Here is a 19,651-nt window from a genome sequence, read left to right on the forward strand (position 1 = left end):
CTCGCCAGACAACGAGTCGACCGCGCCATGAGCCCACGGGTCCCGAAGAAAGCGCCGCGTCGCACGGCAGAGCGCATTCTGGAAGTCACACTGGAGCTGTTCAACCGCTTCGGCGAGCCCAACGTCAGCACCACGCTGATCTCGGCCGAACTGAACATCAGCCCCGGCAACCTGTACTACCACTATCCGGCCAAGGACGAGCTGATCAACAGCCTGTTCGACCGCTACGAGAAGGCGCTCACCGAGCTGCTGCGCGCGGCCGACGGCGTGCGCGACGTCGAGGACGCATGGCTGTTCTTCCACATGCTCTTCGAGCTGATCTGGCAGTACCGCTTCCTGTACCGCGACTTGAACGACCTGCTCAGCAAGAACCGCCGCCTGGAAACCCACTTCCAGTTCGTGCTGAAGAACAAGCAGCATGCGGTCAAGGCGGTGCTCGACGGCTTGAGCCACTCGCAGGCTTTCGGCAAGTCGGGCATCGACCCGCGCGAGGCCGAGCCGGTCGCCACGTCGATGGTCGTGGTGCTGACCTACTGGCTCAGCTACGAGTACGTGCGCGACCCGCGCAAGGCCCTCGAGCCCGAGAGCGCCGGTGCGGCGCTGTTGCGCGGTGCCCAGCACGTGCTGAGCCTGCTGCTGCCCTACCTCGACCCCGCGCAGCGCGAGCACCTCCTCATGCTGGCCGGCCGCTACCTGCGCGACTGATTCCCGGGGAAAAATGCTGATTGCTGGCGAGGCCGCCAGGTGATTTGACAGGCTCGAGTGCGAGTTGGCATGGCGGCGCGGGCGCAGGGATTTCAGCCCTGCGGCGCGACGCAGCCGGCAGCGCTCACTGCGCAGCGCTGCGCAGCGTCTCGACGACCGGCCGCGTCAGCACCTCGCGCAGGCCCCACCAGCCGGCCGCGAGCGCCAGCAGCGCACCGGCCGCGCCGCCGGCCAGCGGCACCCACAACGGCGCGTTCCAGCTGAACTCGAAGGCATAGCGCGCCAGCGCCCAGCCGACCGCCAGCGCGGCCACCGAGGCCAGCACGCCGGCCAGCGCGCCCACGCCCAGCAGCTCGGCGCGCTGCACGCGCGCCAGCAGGGCACTGCCGGCGCCCAGGGCGCGCATCACCGCGAACTCCCGGGCGCGCTGCTCGCGCGTCGCGGTGACGGCGGCGAACAGCACCACCAGGCCGGTCGCCAGCGTGAAACCGAACAGGAACTCGACCGCGCGGATCACCTGGTCCAGCACGCGCTGCACCTGGGCGATCGAGGCCGACACGTCGACGTTGGTGATGTTGGGGAAGGCGCGCGCGAGCGCGTTGTCGAAGCCCGGCGCACCCGGCGGCGTCGGCGGCGCGCGGAAGGCGGCGATGTAGCTGGCCGGCAGCTCGTCGGGCAGCCGCGCGGTCGGGAACATGACGAAGAAGTTGACCCGCATCGAACCCCAGTCGACCTTGCGCAGGCTGGTGATGCGGCCCTCCTGCATGACGCCGGCGATGTCGAAGCGCAGCGTGTCGCCGAGCTTCACGCCCAGCGTCGTCGCCAGGCCCTCCTCGACGCTGAGCGCGCCGGCCTCGTCGGCCGTCCAGCGGCCCACGACCACCTGGTTGTGGCCCGGCAGCTGCGCATCGTGGCTGAGGTTGAACTCGCGCTCGACGAGGCGCTGCGCACGCTCCTCGGTGTAGTCCTCGGGCTTCACCGGCCGGCCGTTCACCGCGACCAGGCGGCCGCGGATCATCGGGTACCAGTCGTAGGCCTTCACGCCGGCGTCGCGCAGCTGCTGCTGGAAGGCCACGCCCTGCTCGGGCTGCACGTTGATGACGAAGCGGTTCGGCGCGTCGGGCGGCGTGGCCTGGCGCCAGTTGCTGATCAGGTCGGTGCGCAGCAGCACCAGCAGCACCAGCGCCAGCAGGCCGACGCTGAGCGCACTGACCTGCAGCACCGCGAAACCGGGCCGCGCCGCGACCTGCCGCGTCGCCAGCACCAGCCAGCGCGGCGCGCTCGCCGACGGCACCGCGCGCCGCAGCGCCTGCACCGCGACGAAGGACAGCAACGCGAACACGCCGATCGCCACCGCGAAGCCGCCCACCGTGATGAGCCCGAGCTTCAGGTCCGAGGCCACCGCCAGCAGCAGCGCCGCGAAGCCCACGAACCCGGCCAGCAGCACGCCGATCGAGGCCGGCTTCAACTCGCCGAGGTCGCGCCGGATCACGCGCAGCGGCGGCACCTGCGCGAGCTGCAACACCGGCGGCAGGCCGAAGCCGAGCAACAGCGTGAGGCCGACGCCGAGGCCGAACACCGCCGGCCACACGCTGGGCGCGGGCAGCGCCGCGTCCACCAGCCCGGCCAGCAAGGCGACGAACACGAAGTGCACCGCCAGGCCCAGCGCCACGCCGAGCGCGCTGGCCAGCAGCCCCACCGCCGCGAACTCCACCGTGTAGGCGCCGGCGATGCGCCGCTGCGACTGGCCGAGCACACGCAGCATCGCGCAGTCGTCGAGGTGACGGCCCGCGAAGTCGTGCGCGGCAATGCCGACCGCCACCGCGGCCAGCAGCGCGGCCAGCAGCGCGACCAGGTTCAGGAACTTGGCCGCGCGGTCCAGTGTCTGGCGCATCTCCGGGCGGCCGCTGTCGAGCGACTCGATGCGCAGGCCGCGCCAACCCTGCGCCGTGGCCTGCGCTTCGGCCCAGGCGACGTAGGCCCGCACCGCCGCATCGCCGCGCGGGCCCTGCCCCGCCAGCGCCAGCCGGTAGGTCACGCGGCTGGCGGGCTGCACCAGGCCGGTGGCCGCCAGGTCGGCCTCGTGCAGCAGTGCGCGCGGCGCGAAGCTCATGAAGCCGGCGCCGCGGTCGGGCTCGACGGTGATGACGGCAGCGATCCTCAGGCTCGCATCGCCCAGCAGCAGCGCATCGCCCGGCTTCAGGTTCAACGAATCGAGGATGGCCGCGTCGACCCACACGGTGCCGCGCGCGGGCACGCCGGGCGCGGTGCGCTCCGGTGCCCCCGGGGCATCGGCGATCTTCAGTTGGCCGCGCAGCGGGTAGCCGTTGCTGACCGCCTTCACCGCCACCAGCCGCGAAGCGCCGCCCTGCGCCTCGGGCGCGCGGCCCATGCTCGGGAAGCTCACGGTGCGGGCGACCGCCAGGCCGTCGGCGCGCGCGCGCTCGGCCAGTGCCGCCGGCGCCGGCTGGTCGCTGGCGACGATGGCATCGCCACCGAGCAGCGAGCGCGCGTCGCGCGCCAGGCCCTGGTTCAGCCGGTCGGCGAAGAAGCCGACCGCGGTGAGCGCGGCAACCGCCAGCATCACCGCGACGATCAGCAGCCGCAGTTCACCGGCGCGGAAGTCGCGCACGAGCTGCCGGCGTGCCAGGGTCCACAGGGTCGGCGGGGTCAGCGGGATCGGGGCGGACGCGTTCATCGGAGAGGCAGGCAAGGGGCGGGGAGCGTATCGGCAAAAGATGCACGGTAGCGCAGCGGTCACGGCGAGCGCCGCGCGGGGCTTTGAGGCTGTTTGCGGCTTGGCTGATTGCTGATTGCTTGTTGGGTGCTACTTGCACGCACCGCGCGCTGCTGACCAGGCCGCCGGGTGAACGACTACGTTCGTGTCCCCCGCGGCCGGCCTTGCGGCCGACCGCTCCTCCTTTACCTCTCTTCGCCATTCACCCGACGCCTTGGTCGCACGCACTACCGTGACTTGCGAAGGTCTTCTAACCCCGGCACACCGCGGCTTATCGAAGCGCCGTGACGGGCCGCTGTGTGGAGCGAAGTAGAGGAGGAGCGGTCAGCCCGAAGGGTTGGCCGCGGGGGACATGAACGCAACACAGCGGACCGGCGCGGCGCCCGCGCCAACACTCAACAGGCGGCTTCCTTCACACCCCCGCGAAATGCGCATCGAGCGCATCGCACCACCGCTGCTTCTGCGCCGCGCTCGCGAAGCTGGCCTCGAAGCTGTTGCGTGCCAGCCGGTAGGCCTGCGCGGCGCCCAGTGCCGGCAGCGCCTCGAAGGTCTCGGTGAAGTTCTGGTTCAGGTAGCCGCCAAAATAGGCCGGGTCGTCGGAGTTGACGGTGGCGCACAGGCCGGCGTCGAGCATCGCCGCCAGCGGGTGCTGCGCCATCGTGTCGAACACGCGCAGCTTCACGTTCGACAGCGGGCACACCGTCAGCGGCACGCGCCCGGCGGCCAGCCGCGCCACCAGTGCCGGGTCCTCGAGGCTGCGCACGCCGTGGTCGATGCGCTCGACCTTCAGCACATCGAGCGCGCTCCACACATAGGCCGGCGGCCCCTCCTCGCCGGCATGCGCCACGAGGCGCAGGCCGAGCTCCCGGCAGCGCGCGAACACCCGTGCGAACTTCTCCGGCGGATGGCCGCGCTCGCTGCTGTCGAGGCCGATGCCGATGAAGTGCCCGCGGTGGGGCAAGGCCTGTTCCAGCGTCTCGAAAGCCGCTTCCTCGCTGAGATGGCGCAGGAAGCACAGGATCAGCTCGCTGCTGACGCCCAGCTCGCGCTGCGCCGCCTCGCGCGCCCGCGCCAGGCCGCCGATCACGGTCGCCATCGGCACGCCGCGGTCGGTGTGGGTCTGCGGGTCGAAGAACAGCTCGGCATGGACCACATGGTCCGCCGCGGCGCGGCGGAAGTAGGCCATCGCCATGTCGAAGAAATCGGCCTCCTTCAGCAGCACGCTGGCGCCGGCGTAGTAGATGTCGAGGAAGCTCTGCAGGTCGGCGAAGGCGTAGGCGGCACGCAATGCGTCGACGCAGTCATAAGGCAAGGCCACGCCGTTGCGCCTGGCCAGCGCGAAGATCAGCTCCGGCTCCAGCGAACCCTCGATGTGAATGTGCAGCTCGGCCTTGGGCATGGTCCGCAGCAGCGCCGGCAGCGCACCGCGCGCGATGCGGGCCGCGTCGAAGGGCAGGGCTGCCGCGGCGGGCGGTGCGGCGGCGATCGGTGTGTTCATCAGCAGACTCCGTAGGTGATGCCCTGCTCCTGCAGATAGCGGCGGTAGGCGGCACTCAGGCGATCGGCCGCACTGTGCGCCTCGCCGCCGGACAGCGGCAGGCGGCGCGGCTGCTGCGACTCGAGCACCGGCTGGTCCTGGATGAAGACCGCGTGCTGGAACGCGCGCAGTGTCGCATCCGGCGTCGCCGTGTCGCTGGTGAACAGCGTGAACCAGACGCGGCTGTGCTCGGGCTCGAGCGGTGCGACCCACAGCACATAAGCCTCCTGCGGCGCCGCATCGACACCGCTGGCCTGCTTGAGCAGCAGTGCGCTGCAGGGCGACAGCAGTTGGTAGCGGTAGTCGACCCAGGTCCCGCCGGCGGCCTGCGCGCTGGCCCGCGGCTGCCACGCGCGGTAGTGCGGCACGCCGGGTGCGCCCGCGGCGTCGATCACCACGTCGTAGGGCGGCACCCCGGTGTGGCCGCGGTCGCCGAGCCCGCCCTCGTGCACGAAGGCGAAGTGCGAGGTGTCGAGGAAGTTCTCGACCACGCGCGGCGCCGAGGTCGCCACGTCGTAAGGCCCGCAGACCACCGCGCGGCCCGGCACCGGGCCCGGGTCGGGCAGCGCGGCGGCCGCATCGGCGCCGGGGCCGAAGGTGGTCCACAGCAGCCCGTGCGCCTCGCGCAGCGGATGGCTGCGCACGGCGTGCGAATCGGCGGGGCGGAACTCCGGCAGCGCGGGGATGCCCGCGCAGCGCCCGCCGCCGTCGAAGCGCCAGCCGTGGTACCGGCATTCGAGCTGCGCCGCGCCACCGACCACACGCACCGTGCCGAGCGAGAGCCGGGTGCCGCGGTGCGGGCAGCGGTCGGTGAAGGCGTGCGGGGCGCCGGTCTCGTCGCGCCACAGCACCAGCGCCTCGCCGAACAGCGCGACCGGCAGCGGGCTCGCACCGAGTTCGGCCGCCGCGGCCACGGGGTACCACCAACGGTGTTCGTTCATCGCGCGCTCCCGAAATGCAAACGCCGCCTGCGGCGCGGCGCAGGCGGCGTGTCGAACCGCAGGCCACGGCGAACCGCGGCCGCTGCGCTCACTTGGCCGACGGTATCTTGCCCTCGACGCCCTTGACGTAGAAGTCGATCTTGTCCTTCCAGGCCTGGTCGGCGGCCACGCCCTTGGCCAGCACCTCCTTGCCGTCGTTGCTGGAAACCGGCCCGGTGAAGACCTCGAAGGTCCCCGCCTTCATGCCGGCCTTGATCTCGTCGACCTTCTTCTTCGTGGCCTCGGGCACCACGTCGGCCACCTTGACGAGATCGTTCTGGCCTTCCTTGACGCCCCACACGGTGCGCTCGCTCTTCCAGGTGCCGTCCATCACGTCCTTGACGGCCTTCTTGTAGTAGCCGCCCCAGATCGCCACGGCCGAGGCCAGGTGGGCCTTGGGCGCGAAAGTGCTCATGTCGCTGTCCCAGCCGAAGGCGTACTTGCCGTTCTTCTCGGCCGTCTGCAGCACCGCCGAGGAGTCGGTGTTCTGCAGCAGCACGTCGGCGCCGCCGTTGATCAGCGACTGTGCGGCCTCGCCTTCCTTCGGCGGGTCGAACCAGCTGCTGACCCACACCACCCGGGTCTTGATCTTCGGGTTCACGCTCTGCGCACCCAGCGTGTAGGCGTTGATGTTGCGCAGCACCTCGGGGATCGGGAAGGAGCCGACAAAGCCGATCGTGCCGCTCTTGCTCATCGTGCCGGCGACGATGCCGGCCACGTAGGCGTCCTCGTAGAACTTGGCATCGTAGAGGCGCATGTTCGGTGCCATCTTGTAGCCGGTGGCGTGCTCGAACTTCACGTCCGGGAACTCGCCGGCCACCTTCAGCATCGGCTCCATGTAGCCGAACGAGGTGGCGAAGATGATCTTGTTGCCCTGCGCCGCCAGGTCGCGGATCACGCGCTCGGCGTCGGCGCCCTCGGGCACCTTCTCGACGATGGTCGTCTTGACCTTGTCGCCGAACTCCGCCTCGACCGCCTTGCGGCCCTGGTCGTGGGCATAGGTCCAGCCGGCATCGCCGACCGGGCCGACGTAGACCCAGGCGGCCTTCAGCGGCTCCGCGGCGGGTGCGCTCGCCGCGGCCGGCGCGGCAGCCACCGGCTCTTCCTTCTTGCCGCAGCCCATCAGCGCCGCGGTCGCCGCGATCGACGACAGCGCCGCCAGTTTCAGCAGCGCGCGCTTGCTCGGTAGGTTCATGGTTTCTCCTGTGATGCGATGAAAGGCCGGTCCGGCGGGCTCACGAGCCGGGATGAAAGGGCTTGCCGAGCGAGGCCGGCATGTTGATACGAATCCACAGCGGGTTGCGCGAGATGAGGGCGAGCACGACGATCGTGGCGATGTAGGGCAGCATCGACAGCAGCTGGCTCGACACCTCCACGCCCGCGCCCTGCAACGCGAACTGCAGCATCGTCACGCCGCCGAACAGGTAGGCACCGAGCAAGACACGTGCCGGTCGCCAGGTGGCGAAGGTGGTGAGCGCCAGCGCGATCCAGCCGCGCCCGGCCACCAGACCCTCGACCCACAGCGGCGCGTAGACCACCGACAGGAAGGCGCCGGCCACGCCGCACAGCGCGCCGCCGGCCACCACCGCGGCAAAGCGGATCGTGCGCACCGGGTAGCCCAGCGCATGGGCCGACTCGGGCGACTCGCCCACCGCGCGCAGCACCAGCCCGGCGCGGCTGCGGTACAGGAACCAGGCCAGCGCCGCGACCGCCGCGATCGCCAGGTAGACCATCGGGTGCTGGCGGAACAGCGCCGGACCGAGGAAGGGAATATCAGCCAGCAGCGGCAGCTCGAACGGCGCGCGGTCGGCCAGCTTCTTGCCGACCAGGTCGACGCCGACGAAGGCCGAGAAGCCGGCGCCGAACAGGCTCAGCGCCAGGCCGGTGGCGTACTGGTTGGTGTTGAGGCCGATCACCAGCAGCGCGAACAGCGCCGCCATCGCCATGCCGGCCAGCGCGCCGGCCACGAAAGCCAGCGTGTCGCTGCCGGTGTACAGCGCGGCGGCGAAGCCGGCGATCGCGGCGACCAGCATCATCCCTTCGGCGCCGAGGTTCAGGACCCCGGCCTTCTCGTTCAGCAGCAGCCCCAACCCGGCGATGGCCAGCGGCGTGCCCGAGGCCAGCGTCGCGGCGATCAGCAGCGCCAGCTCGTTCATGGCGCCTCCTTCGCCGTCACCGCGACAGGCGCTGCACTGGGCGCGGCGGCCGGCTTGCGCCGCCGCAAGCGGTAATGGATCAGCGTGTCGCAGGCCAGCAGCAGGAACAGCAGCAGGCCCTGGAACACGCCGGTCAGCGCATTGGGCAGGCCCAGGCGCGACTGGCCGAGCTCGCCGCCGATCAGCAGCATCGACAGCAGCACGCCGGAGAACACGATGCCCAGCGGGTGCAGCCGGCCGACGAAGCAGACGATGATCGCGGTGAAGCCATAGCCGGTGGACACATGGGGCGTCAGCTGGCGCAGCGGCCCGGCCGCCTCCATCGCGCCCGCGAGGCCGGCCATGCCGCCCGACATCAGCAGCGCGGTCCACAGCGAGGCGCGCGCCGAGAAGCCGGCATAGCGCGCCGCCGCCGGCGCCAGCCCGCCGACCTGCAGCTGGTAGCCGCGCCAGGAGCGGAACAGGAAGACCCAGAACAGCAGCACCATCACCAGCGCCAGCACGAAGCCCCAGTGCAGCCGCGAGCCCGGCAGCAGCGTCGGCAGCCAGGTCGACGCGTCGAAGGTCTTGGTCTGCGGGAAGTTGAAGCCGCCCGGGTCCTTCCAGGGCACGAACACCAGGTAGTTCAGCAGCTGCTGGGCCACGTAGACCAGCATCAGGCTGACCAGGATCTCGCTGGCGTTGAAGCGGTCGCGCAGCAGCGCGGTGAGGGCGGCCCAGGCCATGCCGCCCACCACGCCGGCCAGCAGCACCAGCGGCGAGTACAGGCCCCGCACGCCGCTCACGCCCAGGTTGGTGAGCCACAGCGCGACGCCGCCGCCGGCGATGGCGCCGAGCAAAAACTGCCCTTCAGCGCCGATGTTCCAGACGTTCGAGCGGTAGCAGACCGCGAGCCCGAGCGCGCACAGGATCAGCGGCGTGGCCTTCAGCAGCACCTCGGAGACCCCGCGCAGGCCGTTCAGCGGCTCGAGGAAGAAGATGCCCAGGCCCTTCAGCGGATCCTTGCCGAGCGCCGCGAACAGCAGGCTGGCCAGCAGCACCGTGAGCGCCAGCGCGATCAGCGGCGACGCCAGCGACATCGCCTGCGAGGGCTGGGCCCGGGCCTCGAGCTTAAGCATGGCGCAGTGCCTCGCCGGCCTCGGCCTTCGGCCACAGGCCGCTCATCCACTCGCCGATCAGCTCGACCGTGGTCCGCATCGTCGCGACGCTCGGGCTCAGGCGGCCCTGCGCGATGACCAGCAGGCGGTCGCTGATCTCGAACAGCTCGTCGAGCTCCTCGCTGACCACCAGCACCGCGCAGCCTTCGTCGCGCAGCTTCAGCAGCGCGCCGCGGATCTGCGCAGCCGCACCGACGTCGACGCCCCAGGTCGGCTGCGAGACGATCAGCAGCTTCGGCCGCGCGTCGATCTCGCGGCCGACGATGAACTTCTGCAGGTTGCCGCCCGACAGGCTCTTCGCGGCCGCCTTCGGCCCGCCGGCCTTGACATTGAAGGCCGCGATCAGCGCCGTGGCAAGCCGCTGCACCTGGGCCATGCGCAGCCAGCCACCGCGGCCCACCGCCTCGGTGCGCGTCAGCAGCGTGTTCGCGGCGAGCGACAGCGTCGGCACCGCGCCGCGCCCCAGCCGCTCCTCGGGCACGAAGTGCAGCCCCAGCGCGCGGCGGGCGCGCGGCGGCTGCCGGCCGATGTCCTGCCCGAACAGCTTCACCGCACCGAGCGGCGCGCGCGGGTCCTCGCCCGACAGCGCGGCCATCAGTTCCTGCTGGCCATTGCCCGAGACGCCGGCCACGCCGACGACCTCGCCGGCCTTCACCTCGAAGCCAATGTCCTTCAGGTCGGTGCCGAACGGCGACTGCTTCGCGAGCGTCAGGCCGCTCACCTGCAGCGCCACGTCGCCGAGGCGGGCCTGGATGTGCTGCAGCCTCGGCGGCTCGGCGCCGATCATCAGGCGCGACAGCTCGGCATTGCCGACCGTGCGCGGATCGACCTCGCCGGTGACCTTGCCGCCGCGCAGCACCGTGCAGTGGTGGCACAGCGCGCGGATCTCGTCGAGCTTGTGGCTGATGTAGAGGATGGAGCAGCCGCGCTCGGCCAGCTGGCGCAGCGTGACGAACAGCGTCTCGACGGCCTGCGGCGTCAGCACCGAGGTCGGCTCGTCGAGGATCAGCAGCTTGGGGTCGGTGAGCAGCGCGCGCACGATCTCGACGCGCTGGCGCTCGCCGACCGACAGCGAATGCACCGGCCGCTGCGGGTCGACCTCGAGCCCGTAGACCTTGGAGACCTGCACGATGCGCGCCGCCACCTCGGCCAGCGACAGGCTCTTGTCGAGGCCGAGCCAGACGTTCTCGGCCGCCGTCAGCGTGTCGAACAGGCTGAAGTGCTGGTAGACCATGCTGATGCCGAGCTGGCGCGCCTGCGCCGGGCTCGCGATCTGCACCTGCCGCCCGTCCCAGATCATCTCGCCGGCGTCGGGCCGCACCGCGCCGTAGATGATCTTCATCAGCGTCGACTTGCCCGCCCCGTTCTCGCCCAGCACGGCATGGATCTGGCCCGGCGCGACGCGCAGGCTCACGCCGTCGTTGGCCTTGACGGCGGGGTACTGCTTGCTGATGCCGAGGAGTTCGAGACGGAGCATGGTCGACCCGGAATTCAAGTGCGGGCCGCCGGAGCAGCCTGTCCGAACCGCGTCAGAAGTGGTACTCCGCGCGAATCATCGGCGTTTTGGCCGTCGCCCCCGGGCCCGCACCGGCACCGGTGGCCGTGGTCGGGTTGCCGAACTTGTTGCGCCAGTACTGGTACTCGAGGCCGACCTTGAACTGGCCCTTGTTGCCGTACAGCGCGCCCACGTCGTACATGATCTGCATGTCGATGTTGGTCTCGGCCGCGGTGTCGCCCCCGAATTCGTCCTTGCCCTTGGAGGCGATGAAGTTGGCGAAGCCCTCGAACGACAGGCCGGTGGCGCCGATCGGGATGCCCCAGGCGGCCGTCAGCATCGGGTGCGTCTTGTAGGTGTAGCGCGACACGCCGGTGTTGCTGAAGGTGTTGTAGGGCGCATTGCTCTCGTTCAGCGCCAGCAGGCTCACGCTCAGGAAGCCCGGCACATCGACGAACAGCGTCGGACCGAGCACGAGCATCTGCTTCTTCGAGTTGTAGCCGGCATCGTCCTTGGTGTTGATGTCGAAGCCGGCGGTCAGACCCCAGCCGCGTATCGGCCCGAACTTGAAGGGCGTGCCCAGCACCTTCTCGGCGTCGAGCGTGTGACGGTAGACGATGTAGACCTCGCGCGCGCCCGAGTTGGCGCCGGCGAAGGCGGGGTCCTTGTTGTCGGACATCAGATAGTCGACGTTGAAGAAGTTCGTGCCGTACTTGTAGCCGCTGACGTGGGTCAGGTTGAAGATGTTCTTGTGGATGTCGTTGCTGCCGAAGGGCTCGGCGAACTTGTTGCCGGTGCGAAAGCCGATCGAGGTGTCGCTCCAGTCGGCAGCGGGGCTGGCGCAGCTCAACGCGGCAAGCGCGAGCGCAAGGGCGGTCTTGCAGGTCGGATTCATCATGGTCCTTCGGAGGAGTGGTTGGGCGTCGGCGGACGGTGCAACACCGCCCGCGCCTGAGCTGCCTTGGTCGCTCACCGCCCAACGCGGCGCGACTTCCGGACTCGCCCCGGCTTTGCGCAACTTCCGTACCAGAAGGAAAGGCCTCGCAGCGGGCCGGGATGCCACCAAAAGAGGCATCCCCGAATTTGTATACCGTTTTGTGCACCATCTTGAATCCCGTTAACGATGCACTCGCCCACCAACGACGCAGGCCTTGGCCCCAGGGCCCTCAGGCGCGCTCGAAACGGCAGCGGCCGGCGACGTAGGTCGCGACGAGGTTGCGCTCGTCGCCCAGCGTCATCCACGCGAACACCCGCTCGTGCAGCGCAGCCAGCGGCGCCAGGTTGCCGCGACGGCGGCACGCGATCGCGTCGCGGTGCGTCGCGACCGGACCGACGGCCCAGTCCCACACCGCCACGTCGGCCAGCGTGCCGGCTTCGAGGCTGCCGATCTCGTGCGCCAGGCCCAGCGCCTCGGCGGCGCCGCGCGTGGCCGCGTGCAGCGCCTTCCAGGCGCTGAGCTTCACGCCGCGCAAGGCCTGCACCTTGTAGGCATCGGCCAGCGTGCGCAGCATCGACAGGCTGGTGCCGCCGCCCACGTCGCTCGCCATCGACACCCGGTAGCCGGTGTCGACCGCGGCCTGCCAGTCGAACAGCCCGCTGCCGAGGAAGAGGTTGCTCGACGGGCAGAAGGCGATCTGCGCACCGGTGTCGCGCAGCAGCGCGCGGTCGGTGTCGTCGAGCCAGATGCCATGCGCCAGCACCGCGCGCTCGTGCAGCAGGCCGTGGCGGTGGTAGACATCGAGGTAGCTGCGCGCCTCGGGGAACAGCTCGGCGATCCAGCGCACCTCGTCGGTGTTCTCGGCCACGTGGGTCTGCATGTAGACGCCCGGGTGCTCGCGGCACAGCCGCCCGGCCATCGCGAGCTGCTCGTGCGTGCTGGTGGCGGCGAAGCGCACCGTCACCGCGTAGGCCAGCCGTCCCGTGCCGTGCCAGCGCGCGATCAGCTCGGTGCAGTCGCGCTCGGCCAGCACCACGTCGTCGCGCAGGCCGTCCGGCGCATGGCGGTCCATCAGCACCTTGCCGGCGACGAGCCGCATGCCGCGCGACTGCGCCGACGCGAACAGGGCCTGCACCGAGACCTTGTGCACGGTCGGGAACACCACCGCCGACGTGGTGCCATGCGCCAGCAACGCGTCGAGGAAGCGCTCCGCGCCGGTGGCGGCCACCAGCGGGTCGGCATAGCGCTGCTCGGCCGGAAAGGTGTAGGTGTCGAGCCACTCCAGCAGCGCGGTGCCGTAGCTGGCGATGACGTCGAGCTGCGGGCAGTGCACATGGGTGTCGATGAAGCCCGGCGTGATCAGCCGGCCGGCGTGGTCGACACGCTGCCAGCTCGCATCGGGGCCACCACCGGCGCGGCCGGACTCGGCGCCGACGATGCGGCCGTCCTCGACGAGCAACCAGTGGTCGGGGCGAAAGCGCACGCCGGTGGCGTCGCCGGGCGCCGCGAAGCCGGGGTCGGCCTCGATGTCGAGCAGGTCGCCGAACAGGGCCAGTCGCGTCATTTGGGGTCTCGTCTCTCGGGTGTCTCAGTGGGCGCCGGCACGTGATGGCGGCTCCCCGGCCGCGCCGGTCTTCGGCAGGCCGCGCGCCACGTCGCGCATCACGCCGCGCAGCCAGCGCCCGGCGGCCGACTGGTGGCTCAGCTCGTGCCACAGCTGGTAGTACACCAGCGCCGGGAAGGACACCGGGCAACGCACGATGCGCAGGCCGGGCACCGCCTCGACATAGCGGCTGCAGAACAGCCGCCCGGTCGTCAGCACCAGGCGCGAGCGCGCCACCATCTGCGGCCCCAGGCCGAAGTAGGGGCTGCGCACCACGATGTCGCGCGCCAGGCCCAGCGCGTCGAGGTGCTCGTCGATCACACCGCGCGCGCCGGGATGCAGCGGCGTCGGCGCGATGTGCTCGCTGGCCAGGTAGCGCTCGGCGGTCCAGCCGCGCGGGCTCTTCACCGCCGGGTGGTCCTCGGCGACCAGGCAGACGATCTCGTCGGACAGCAGCCGCCCCAGGTGCAGCTCGGCGGGCGGGCGCAGCCAGTTGCCGACCACCAGGTCGACCTCGCCGCGCGCCAGGCCCTTGCGGTAGTCGAACTCGGCCGACAGCGGCAGCACCTCCACCCGCGCGGCCGGCGCCTCGCCGCGCAGCCGCGTCACCAGTTCGGGCAGGAACTGCGGGTCGAGGTAGTCGCTCGCGGCGACGCGGAAGGTCGTCTCGGTGTGCGCCGGGTCGAAGGCCAGCGCCTCGGCGCGCGAGCCGAACAGCCGCTCGGCGCTGCGCAGCAGCTCGGCGGCCGGCTCCAGCAGCTGCAGCGCCACCGCGGTCGGCGCCATCCCGGTGCCCGAACGCACCAACAGCGGGTCGCCGACCAGCGCACGCAGGCGCTTCAACTGAGCGCTGACGGCCGGTTGGGTGGTGCGCAGCCTGAGGGCGGCACGCGACACGCTGCGTTCGGTGATCACGGTGTGCAGGACACGGACAAGATGGAGCTCGATCTTGTCGAAAAGCGAGGTCTGGGTCATATCGCCTTTTGCATACCGGTTATCGCTGGCATCGTATTCGCATGGCGGTGGCTTGGAGTACCTTCGGTGGTCCCCGGTCCGCTCGCCCGCCCCTTTCGCCTGCTCCACTGCCTCGCAATGAGCCTGCCAGCCGTTCGCTTCTTCCACCGTGGCCGTACCGTCAGTGTCGACGACGCGGCGCCGACCCGCAGCGTGCTGAACTGGCTGCGCGAGGACGCCCGCTGCACCGGCACCAAGGAGGGCTGCAACGAGGGCGACTGCGGTGCCTGCACCGTGGTCGTCGCCGAGCTGGCCGAGCATGCCGAGGCGGTGGGCACGGCCTCGGCTCGCGCCACCGTGGTCGGCGGCCTGAGCCTGCGCACGGTGAACAGCTGCATCCAGTTCCTGCCCACGCTGCACGGCAAGGCGCTGCTGACGGTCGAGGACCTGCAGGCGATCGCGCAGGGTGCGGCCGTCGCGATGCCCGGCGACGCCACGCTGCATCCGGTCCAGCAGGCGCTGGTCGACTGCCACGGCTCGCAGTGCGGCTTCTGCACGCCGGGCTTCACGATGTCGCTCGCGGCCTGCTACGAGCGGCACTGCGAGGCCGGCACGCAGCCGACGCGCGCCGCGCTGGCCGACGAGCTGTCGGGCAACCTGTGCCGCTGCACCGGCTACCGCCCCATCCTCGACGCCGGCGAGCACATGTTCACGCTGCCGCCGAAGCGGCTGGACACCGCGCCCATCGTCGCGGCGCTGCGCTCGCTGCAGCTGGAAGCCGGCGACAGCCCCGAGCCGGCCGCCGGCTTCCATGCGCCCCGCACGCTGGAGGCCCTGGCCGCGCTGGTCGAAGGCCGGCCGCAGGCGCGGCTGCTGGCGGGCTCCACCGACGTCGGGCTGTGGGTCAACAAGCAGTTCCATGAGCTCGGCGAGATCGTCTACCTCGGCGATGTGGACGAGCTCAAGCGCATCGAGTGGCAGGGCGACACGCTGCGCCTCGGCGCCGGCGCCCCGCTCGAGGACGCCTGGCGCGCGTTGGTCGAGCTGGCGCCGGCCCTCAGCGACGTGTGGCGCCGCTTCGCGTCGCTGCCGGTGCGCAATGCCGGCACGATGGGCGGCAACGTCGCGAACGGCTCGCCGATCGGCGACAGCGCGCCGGTGCTGCTGGCGCTGGACGCGAGCCTGCTGCTGCGCCGCGGCGCGCGCCAGCGCCGCCTGCCGCTGACCGACTTCTACGTCGACTACATGAAGAACCGCCTGGAGCCCGGCGAGTTCATCGAAGCGATCGAGCTGCCCCGCCCGGCGGCGGCGACGCAGGTGCGCGCCTACAAGCTCAGCAAGCGCTTCGACTGCGACATCTCGGCGGTGTGCGCCGGACTTGCTCTCACGCTCGATGGCGAGACGGTGACGCAGGCGCGCTTCGCGTTCGGCGGCATGGCGGCGGTCGTGAAGCGGGCCGCGGCAACGGAGGCGGCCGTCGTCGGACAGCCCTGGACCGAGGCGACTGCGCGGGCGGCGATGGCCGCGCTGGCCACCGACTACGCGCCGCTGACCGACATGCGAGCCTCCGCCGCCTACCGGCTGCGCGCGTCGCAGAACCTGCTGCTGCGGCTGTGGCTGGAGACGCGACCGGTCGCGCCGCTGCCGATCGCGCAGATCAGCGTCTGGGCCGCGGCCTGAGTCCGTCGGCACCGCTTCGATCGAGACAACAGCAACGGTCTTCGGTGATGAGCCCCTTCGCGACGTCTCATCCTGTCGATGCGGCCTCCGGCGTGCGAGGGCGGCGCGTGCGGGGTCGCGGGCGGGTGAGCGTCATCGCTTAACTGGAGTACCAGATGCGCGCTGCCACTCACCCGCCCACGACCCTGCCGAACGGGCTGCTCATCTCGACCATCGCACCGCTGCGTCCGCGGCGAGGTGGCGGGTGGGGTCGGCGTAGCGCATCGGGTACCCCCGCTAAGCGGAGCCGGCCCCATCCGCCGCCTCGTCGCAGCGCGGACACAGAAGCCTTGCCCGTGAACAGGAGACTCCGGTGAACAAGCAGGCCGACGCCTTCCTCGTCGACAGCGACATCCGCCCCCCCGCGGCCGAGACCAGCGCCGAGGCCGGCCGCGCGCGCCCGCACGAGTCGGCGCATTTGCACGTGGCCGGCGCCGCGCCCTACATCGACGACCTGCCCGAACTGGCCGGCACGCTGCACGCGGCGCTCGGCCTGTCGCCGGTGGCGCACGGCGTGCTGAGGGCGATCGACGTCGAGCGGCTGAAGGCCCTGCCCGGCATCGTGGCGGTGCTGACCGCGGCCGACGTCCCCGGGCCGAACGACTGCGGCCCGATCGTGCATGACGAGCCCATCCTCGCCGCCGGCCGGGTGCACTACCTCGGCCAGCCGGTGTTCGCGGTGATCGCCACCGACCGCGAACTGGCGCGCCGCGCCGCCGCGCAAGCCAAGGCCGTGCTCGACATCGAGCCGCTGCCGCCGGTGCTGACCGCGCTGGAGGCGCACGCGAAGCGGCAGTACGTGCTGCCCGACATGCACTTGGTGCGCGAATCGGCGCCCGGCGCGCTACGGGCCGCGCTTGCAGCGGCACCGCACCGGCTGCAGGGCACACAGAGCGTCGGCGGGCAGGAGCAGTTCTACCTCGAAGGCCAGATCTCCTACGCCTGCCCGACCGAGAACGCCGGGCTCAAGGTGCACTGCTCGACCCAGCACCCGAGCGAGATGCAGCACCTGATCGCGCATGCGCTGGGCTGGCGCTCCAACCAGGTGCAGGTCGAGTGCCGGCGCATGGGCGGCGGCTTCGGCGGCAAGGAGTCGCAGTCGGCGGTGTTCGCCTGCGTCGCCTCGGTCGCCGCGGCGAAGCTGCAGCGCCCGGTGAAACTGCGCGTCGACCGCGACGACGACTTCCTCGTCACCGGCCGGCGCCACGGTTTCGAGTACGCCTGGGACGTCGGCTGCGACGACGCGGGCCGCGTGCTGGCGGCCGAGGTCACGATGGTCTCGAACGCCGGCTGGAGCGCCGACCTGTCGGGCCCGGTGATGACGCGCGCGCTGTGCCACTTCGACAACACCTACTGGCTGCCCGAAGTGGCGATGCACGGCCACAGCGCACGCACCAACACCCAGAGCAACACCGCCTTCCGCGGCTTCGGCGGGCCGCAGGGCGCGATCGCGATCGAGGTCATCCTCGACTCGGTCGCGCGCCGGCTGGGCAAGGACGCGCTGGCGGTGCGGCGCGCCAACTTCTACGGCACGACCTCGAACAACGTCACGCCCTACGGCCAGCGGGTCGACGACAACGTGATCGCGCCGCTGGTCGACGAGCTGGTGCGCAGCAGCGACTACGTGGCGCGCCGCGAGGCCGTCGCCGCCTACAACGCTGCCAGCCCAGTGCTGAAGAAGGGCCTGGCGCTGACGCCCGTCAAGTTCGGCATCTCCTTCAACGTGGCCCACTTCAACCAGGCCGGCGCGCTGGTTCACATCTACACCGACGGCTCGGTGCTGGTGAACCACGGCGGCACCGAGATGGGCCAGGGCCTGAACACCAAGGTCGCGCAGGTGGTGGCGCACGAGCTGGGCATTGCCTTCGAGCGCGTGCGCGTGACCGCGACCGACACGCACAAGGTCGCCAACACCTCGGCCACGGCGGCGTCGACCGGCAGCGACCTGAACGGCAAGGCCGCGCAGGACGCCGCGCGCCAGCTGCGCGACCGCCTCGCCGCGCTGGCCGCGGCGACGCTCGGCGGCACGCCGCCGGACGTGCGCTTCGCCGACGACCGCGTGCAGGTCGATGGCCGCAGCCTGCCGTTCGACGAACTGGTGGCGCAGGCCTATGCCGCGCGGGTGCAGCTGTGGAGCGACGGCTTCTACGCCACGCCCGGCCTGCACTGGAACCGCGAGACGCTGCAGGGCCGGCCGTTCTACTATTTCGCCTACGGCGCGGCGGTGGCCGAAGTGATCGTCGACACGCTGAGCGGCGAACACCGCCTGCTGCGCGCCGACCTGCTGCACGACGTGGGCCGCTCGCTGAACCCGGCAGTCGACATCGGCCAGGTCGAGGGCGCCTTCATCCAGGGCATGGGCTGGCTGACGATGGAGGAGCTGGTCTGGCACCCCAAGACCGGCCTGCTGATGACGCACGCGCCCAGCACCTACAAGATCCCGACCGCGAACGACTGCCCGCCGGTGTTCCGCACCGCGCTGTTCGAGAACGACAACGTCGAGGACAGCATCCACCGCAGCAAGGCGGTCGGCGAGCCGCCGCTGCTGCTGCCCTTCTCGGTCCTGCTCGCGATCCGCGACGCGGTCTCGGCCGTCGGCGGCCACCGTGTCGACCCGCCGCTGCGCGCGCCGGCCACGCCGGAGGCGGTGCTCGACGCGATCGACGCGGTGCGCGCATCGACATCTTCTCCTTCTCCTGCCCCCGCTCCCTCCGGGAGAGGGCCGGGGTGAGGGCCGGCGCATCGAGATGAGTCAGATGACCCTGCGCGACCACGCCCTCCACTGGCTCGCCGACGCGCGCCCGGCGGTCGTCGTCGAGGTCGCGGCCTCGCGCGGCTCGGTGCCCCGCGAGGCCGGCACGCGGATGCTGGTCGCCGCGGACGCGGTGTGCGGCACGATCGGCGGCGGGCACCTCGAATGGCAGGCCATCGCGCAGGCGCGCGCGCGGCTGGGGCGGCGCACGACCCGCAGCGACGAGGCGCCGCAGGAGCAGACGCTGGCGCTCGGCCCCTCGCTCGGCCAGTGCTGCGGTGGCGAGGTGACGCTGCGCTACGCACCGCTCGATGCCACCGCGCTCGCCGCCTGGCCCGCACCGGCCCCGCGCTTTCATTTGCAGCTCTATGGCGCCGGCCACGTCGGGCGCGCGATCGTGGCGCTGCTCGGCGGCATCGACTGCCGCGTGCAGTGGATCGACGAGCGCGAGGCCGAGTTCGCCGGCGTCGCCGCGCTGCCCCCGCACATCGAGCCGCTGTGCGTCGACGCCGTCGAGGCCGAGGTCGCCCACGCACCACCCGGCGCCTGCTACCTGGTGCTGACCCACGAGCACGACCTCGACCTGCGCATCACCGAAGCCATCCTGCGGCGCGGCGACTTCGCCTACTGCGGCCTGATCGGCTCGCAGACCAAGCGCGCGCGCTTCCTGCACCGCTACGAGGAGCGCGGCCTGCCGGCGGACACGCTCGCACGCCTGACCTGCCCGATCGGCCTGCCCGGCATCACCGGCAAGGAGCCCGCGGTGCTGGCGGTGGCCGCGGTGGCGCAGCTGCTGCAAGCCACGGACGCTGATGTCGGCTGAGACCGGATCGGACCGTTCGGCTGCTGCCTGCCCTATGGCTGAGCGCTGCTGACCAGGCCGCCGGGCGAACGGCTCCGTTCGTGTCCCCCGGCGCCG

14 protein-coding genes are annotated in these 19,651 nt (G+C 71.4%); 4 read left to right on the forward strand and 10 right to left on the reverse strand.

Going from position 1 to position 19,651, the window contains the following annotated elements:
- Positions 1–27: 27 nt before the first annotated feature.
- A complete protein-coding gene (locus tag ACQY9S_RS11475) occupies positions 28–705 on the forward strand; it encodes a TetR/AcrR family transcriptional regulator (RefSeq protein WP_428419836.1) in 678 nt (225 codons plus the stop codon).
- Positions 706–829: 124 nt separating this feature from the next.
- On the opposite strand, the gene ACQY9S_RS11480 is transcribed toward ACQY9S_RS11475, so the two are convergent.
- The 10 genes from ACQY9S_RS11480 to ACQY9S_RS11525 all read right to left on the reverse strand — a co-directional run bounded on the left by ACQY9S_RS11480 (position 830) and on the right by ACQY9S_RS11525 (position 14,282).
- Positions 830–3,403, reverse strand: a complete 2,574-nt coding sequence (locus ACQY9S_RS11480; protein ID WP_428419837.1) for an ABC transporter permease — start codon at positions 3,401–3,403, stop codon at positions 830–832.
- 451 nt (positions 3,404–3,854) lie between these two features.
- Positions 3,855–4,940: an adenosine deaminase gene (locus ACQY9S_RS11485; RefSeq protein ID WP_428419838.1), complete on the reverse strand. Its 1,086-nt coding sequence runs from the start codon at positions 4,938–4,940 to the stop codon at positions 3,855–3,857.
- Positions 4,940–5,920: a Rieske 2Fe-2S domain-containing protein gene (locus ACQY9S_RS11490; protein WP_428419839.1), complete on the reverse strand. Its 981-nt coding sequence runs from the start codon at positions 5,918–5,920 to the stop codon at positions 4,940–4,942. Before ACQY9S_RS11490 ends, ACQY9S_RS11485 begins: the two co-directional genes overlap by 1 nt.
- Before the next feature lie 88 nt (positions 5,921–6,008).
- Entirely contained in the window at positions 6,009–7,154 is a 1,146-nt protein-coding gene (locus ACQY9S_RS11495) for a BMP family ABC transporter substrate-binding protein (protein ID WP_428419840.1), read from the reverse strand.
- Between the two features lie 40 nt (positions 7,155–7,194).
- Positions 7,195–8,115 (reverse strand): ABC transporter permease, encoded by a 921-nt coding sequence (locus ACQY9S_RS11500; protein ID WP_428419841.1) that lies wholly within the window; start codon positions 8,113–8,115, stop codon positions 7,195–7,197.
- Positions 8,112–9,233: an ABC transporter permease gene (locus ACQY9S_RS11505; RefSeq protein ID WP_428419842.1), complete on the reverse strand. Its 1,122-nt coding sequence runs from the start codon at positions 9,231–9,233 to the stop codon at positions 8,112–8,114. The genes ACQY9S_RS11500 and ACQY9S_RS11505 overlap by 4 nt, the downstream gene beginning before the upstream one ends.
- Positions 9,226–10,749: an ABC transporter ATP-binding protein gene (locus tag ACQY9S_RS11510; protein WP_428419843.1), complete on the reverse strand. Its 1,524-nt coding sequence runs from the start codon at positions 10,747–10,749 to the stop codon at positions 9,226–9,228. Before ACQY9S_RS11510 ends, ACQY9S_RS11505 begins: the two co-directional genes overlap by 8 nt.
- Positions 10,750–10,801: 52 nt before the next feature.
- Positions 10,802–11,662, reverse strand: coding sequence for an outer envelope protein (locus tag ACQY9S_RS11515; RefSeq protein WP_428419844.1), 861 nt, complete (start codon positions 11,660–11,662; stop codon positions 10,802–10,804).
- 271 nt (positions 11,663–11,933) lie between these two features.
- A complete protein-coding gene (guaD, locus tag ACQY9S_RS11520; protein WP_428419845.1) occupies positions 11,934–13,268 on the reverse strand; it encodes a guanine deaminase in 1,335 nt (444 codons plus the stop codon).
- Positions 13,269–13,292: 24 nt separating this feature from the next.
- Positions 13,293–14,282, reverse strand: a complete 990-nt coding sequence (locus ACQY9S_RS11525; protein ID WP_428419846.1) for a LysR family transcriptional regulator — start codon at positions 14,280–14,282, stop codon at positions 13,293–13,295.
- Between the two features lie 117 nt (positions 14,283–14,399).
- On the opposite strand from ACQY9S_RS11525, the gene xdhA reads away from it, so the two are divergent.
- The 3 genes from xdhA to xdhC all read left to right on the forward strand — a co-directional run bounded on the left by xdhA (position 14,400) and on the right by xdhC (position 19,555).
- Entirely contained in the window at positions 14,400–15,941 is a 1,542-nt protein-coding gene (xdhA, locus tag ACQY9S_RS11530; RefSeq protein ID WP_428419847.1) for a xanthine dehydrogenase small subunit, read from the forward strand.
- Positions 15,942–16,332: 391 nt separating this feature from the next.
- Positions 16,333–18,711: a xanthine dehydrogenase molybdopterin binding subunit gene (xdhB, locus tag ACQY9S_RS11535; RefSeq protein WP_428425696.1), complete on the forward strand. Its 2,379-nt coding sequence runs from the start codon at positions 16,333–16,335 to the stop codon at positions 18,709–18,711.
- A 25-nt stretch (positions 18,712–18,736) separates the two neighbouring features.
- The gene (gene xdhC, locus ACQY9S_RS11540) at positions 18,737–19,555 is read left to right on the forward strand and encodes a xanthine dehydrogenase accessory protein XdhC (RefSeq protein ID WP_428425698.1); all 819 of its coding nucleotides are present in this window, start codon (positions 18,737–18,739) and stop codon (positions 19,553–19,555) included.
- The last annotated feature ends 96 nt before the right edge of the window (positions 19,556–19,651 follow it).

It is taken from the genome of Methylibium sp. (assembly GCF_965279545.1).
In the GTDB taxonomy this organism is placed as follows: Bacteria; Pseudomonadota; Gammaproteobacteria; order Burkholderiales; family Burkholderiaceae_C; genus Methylibium.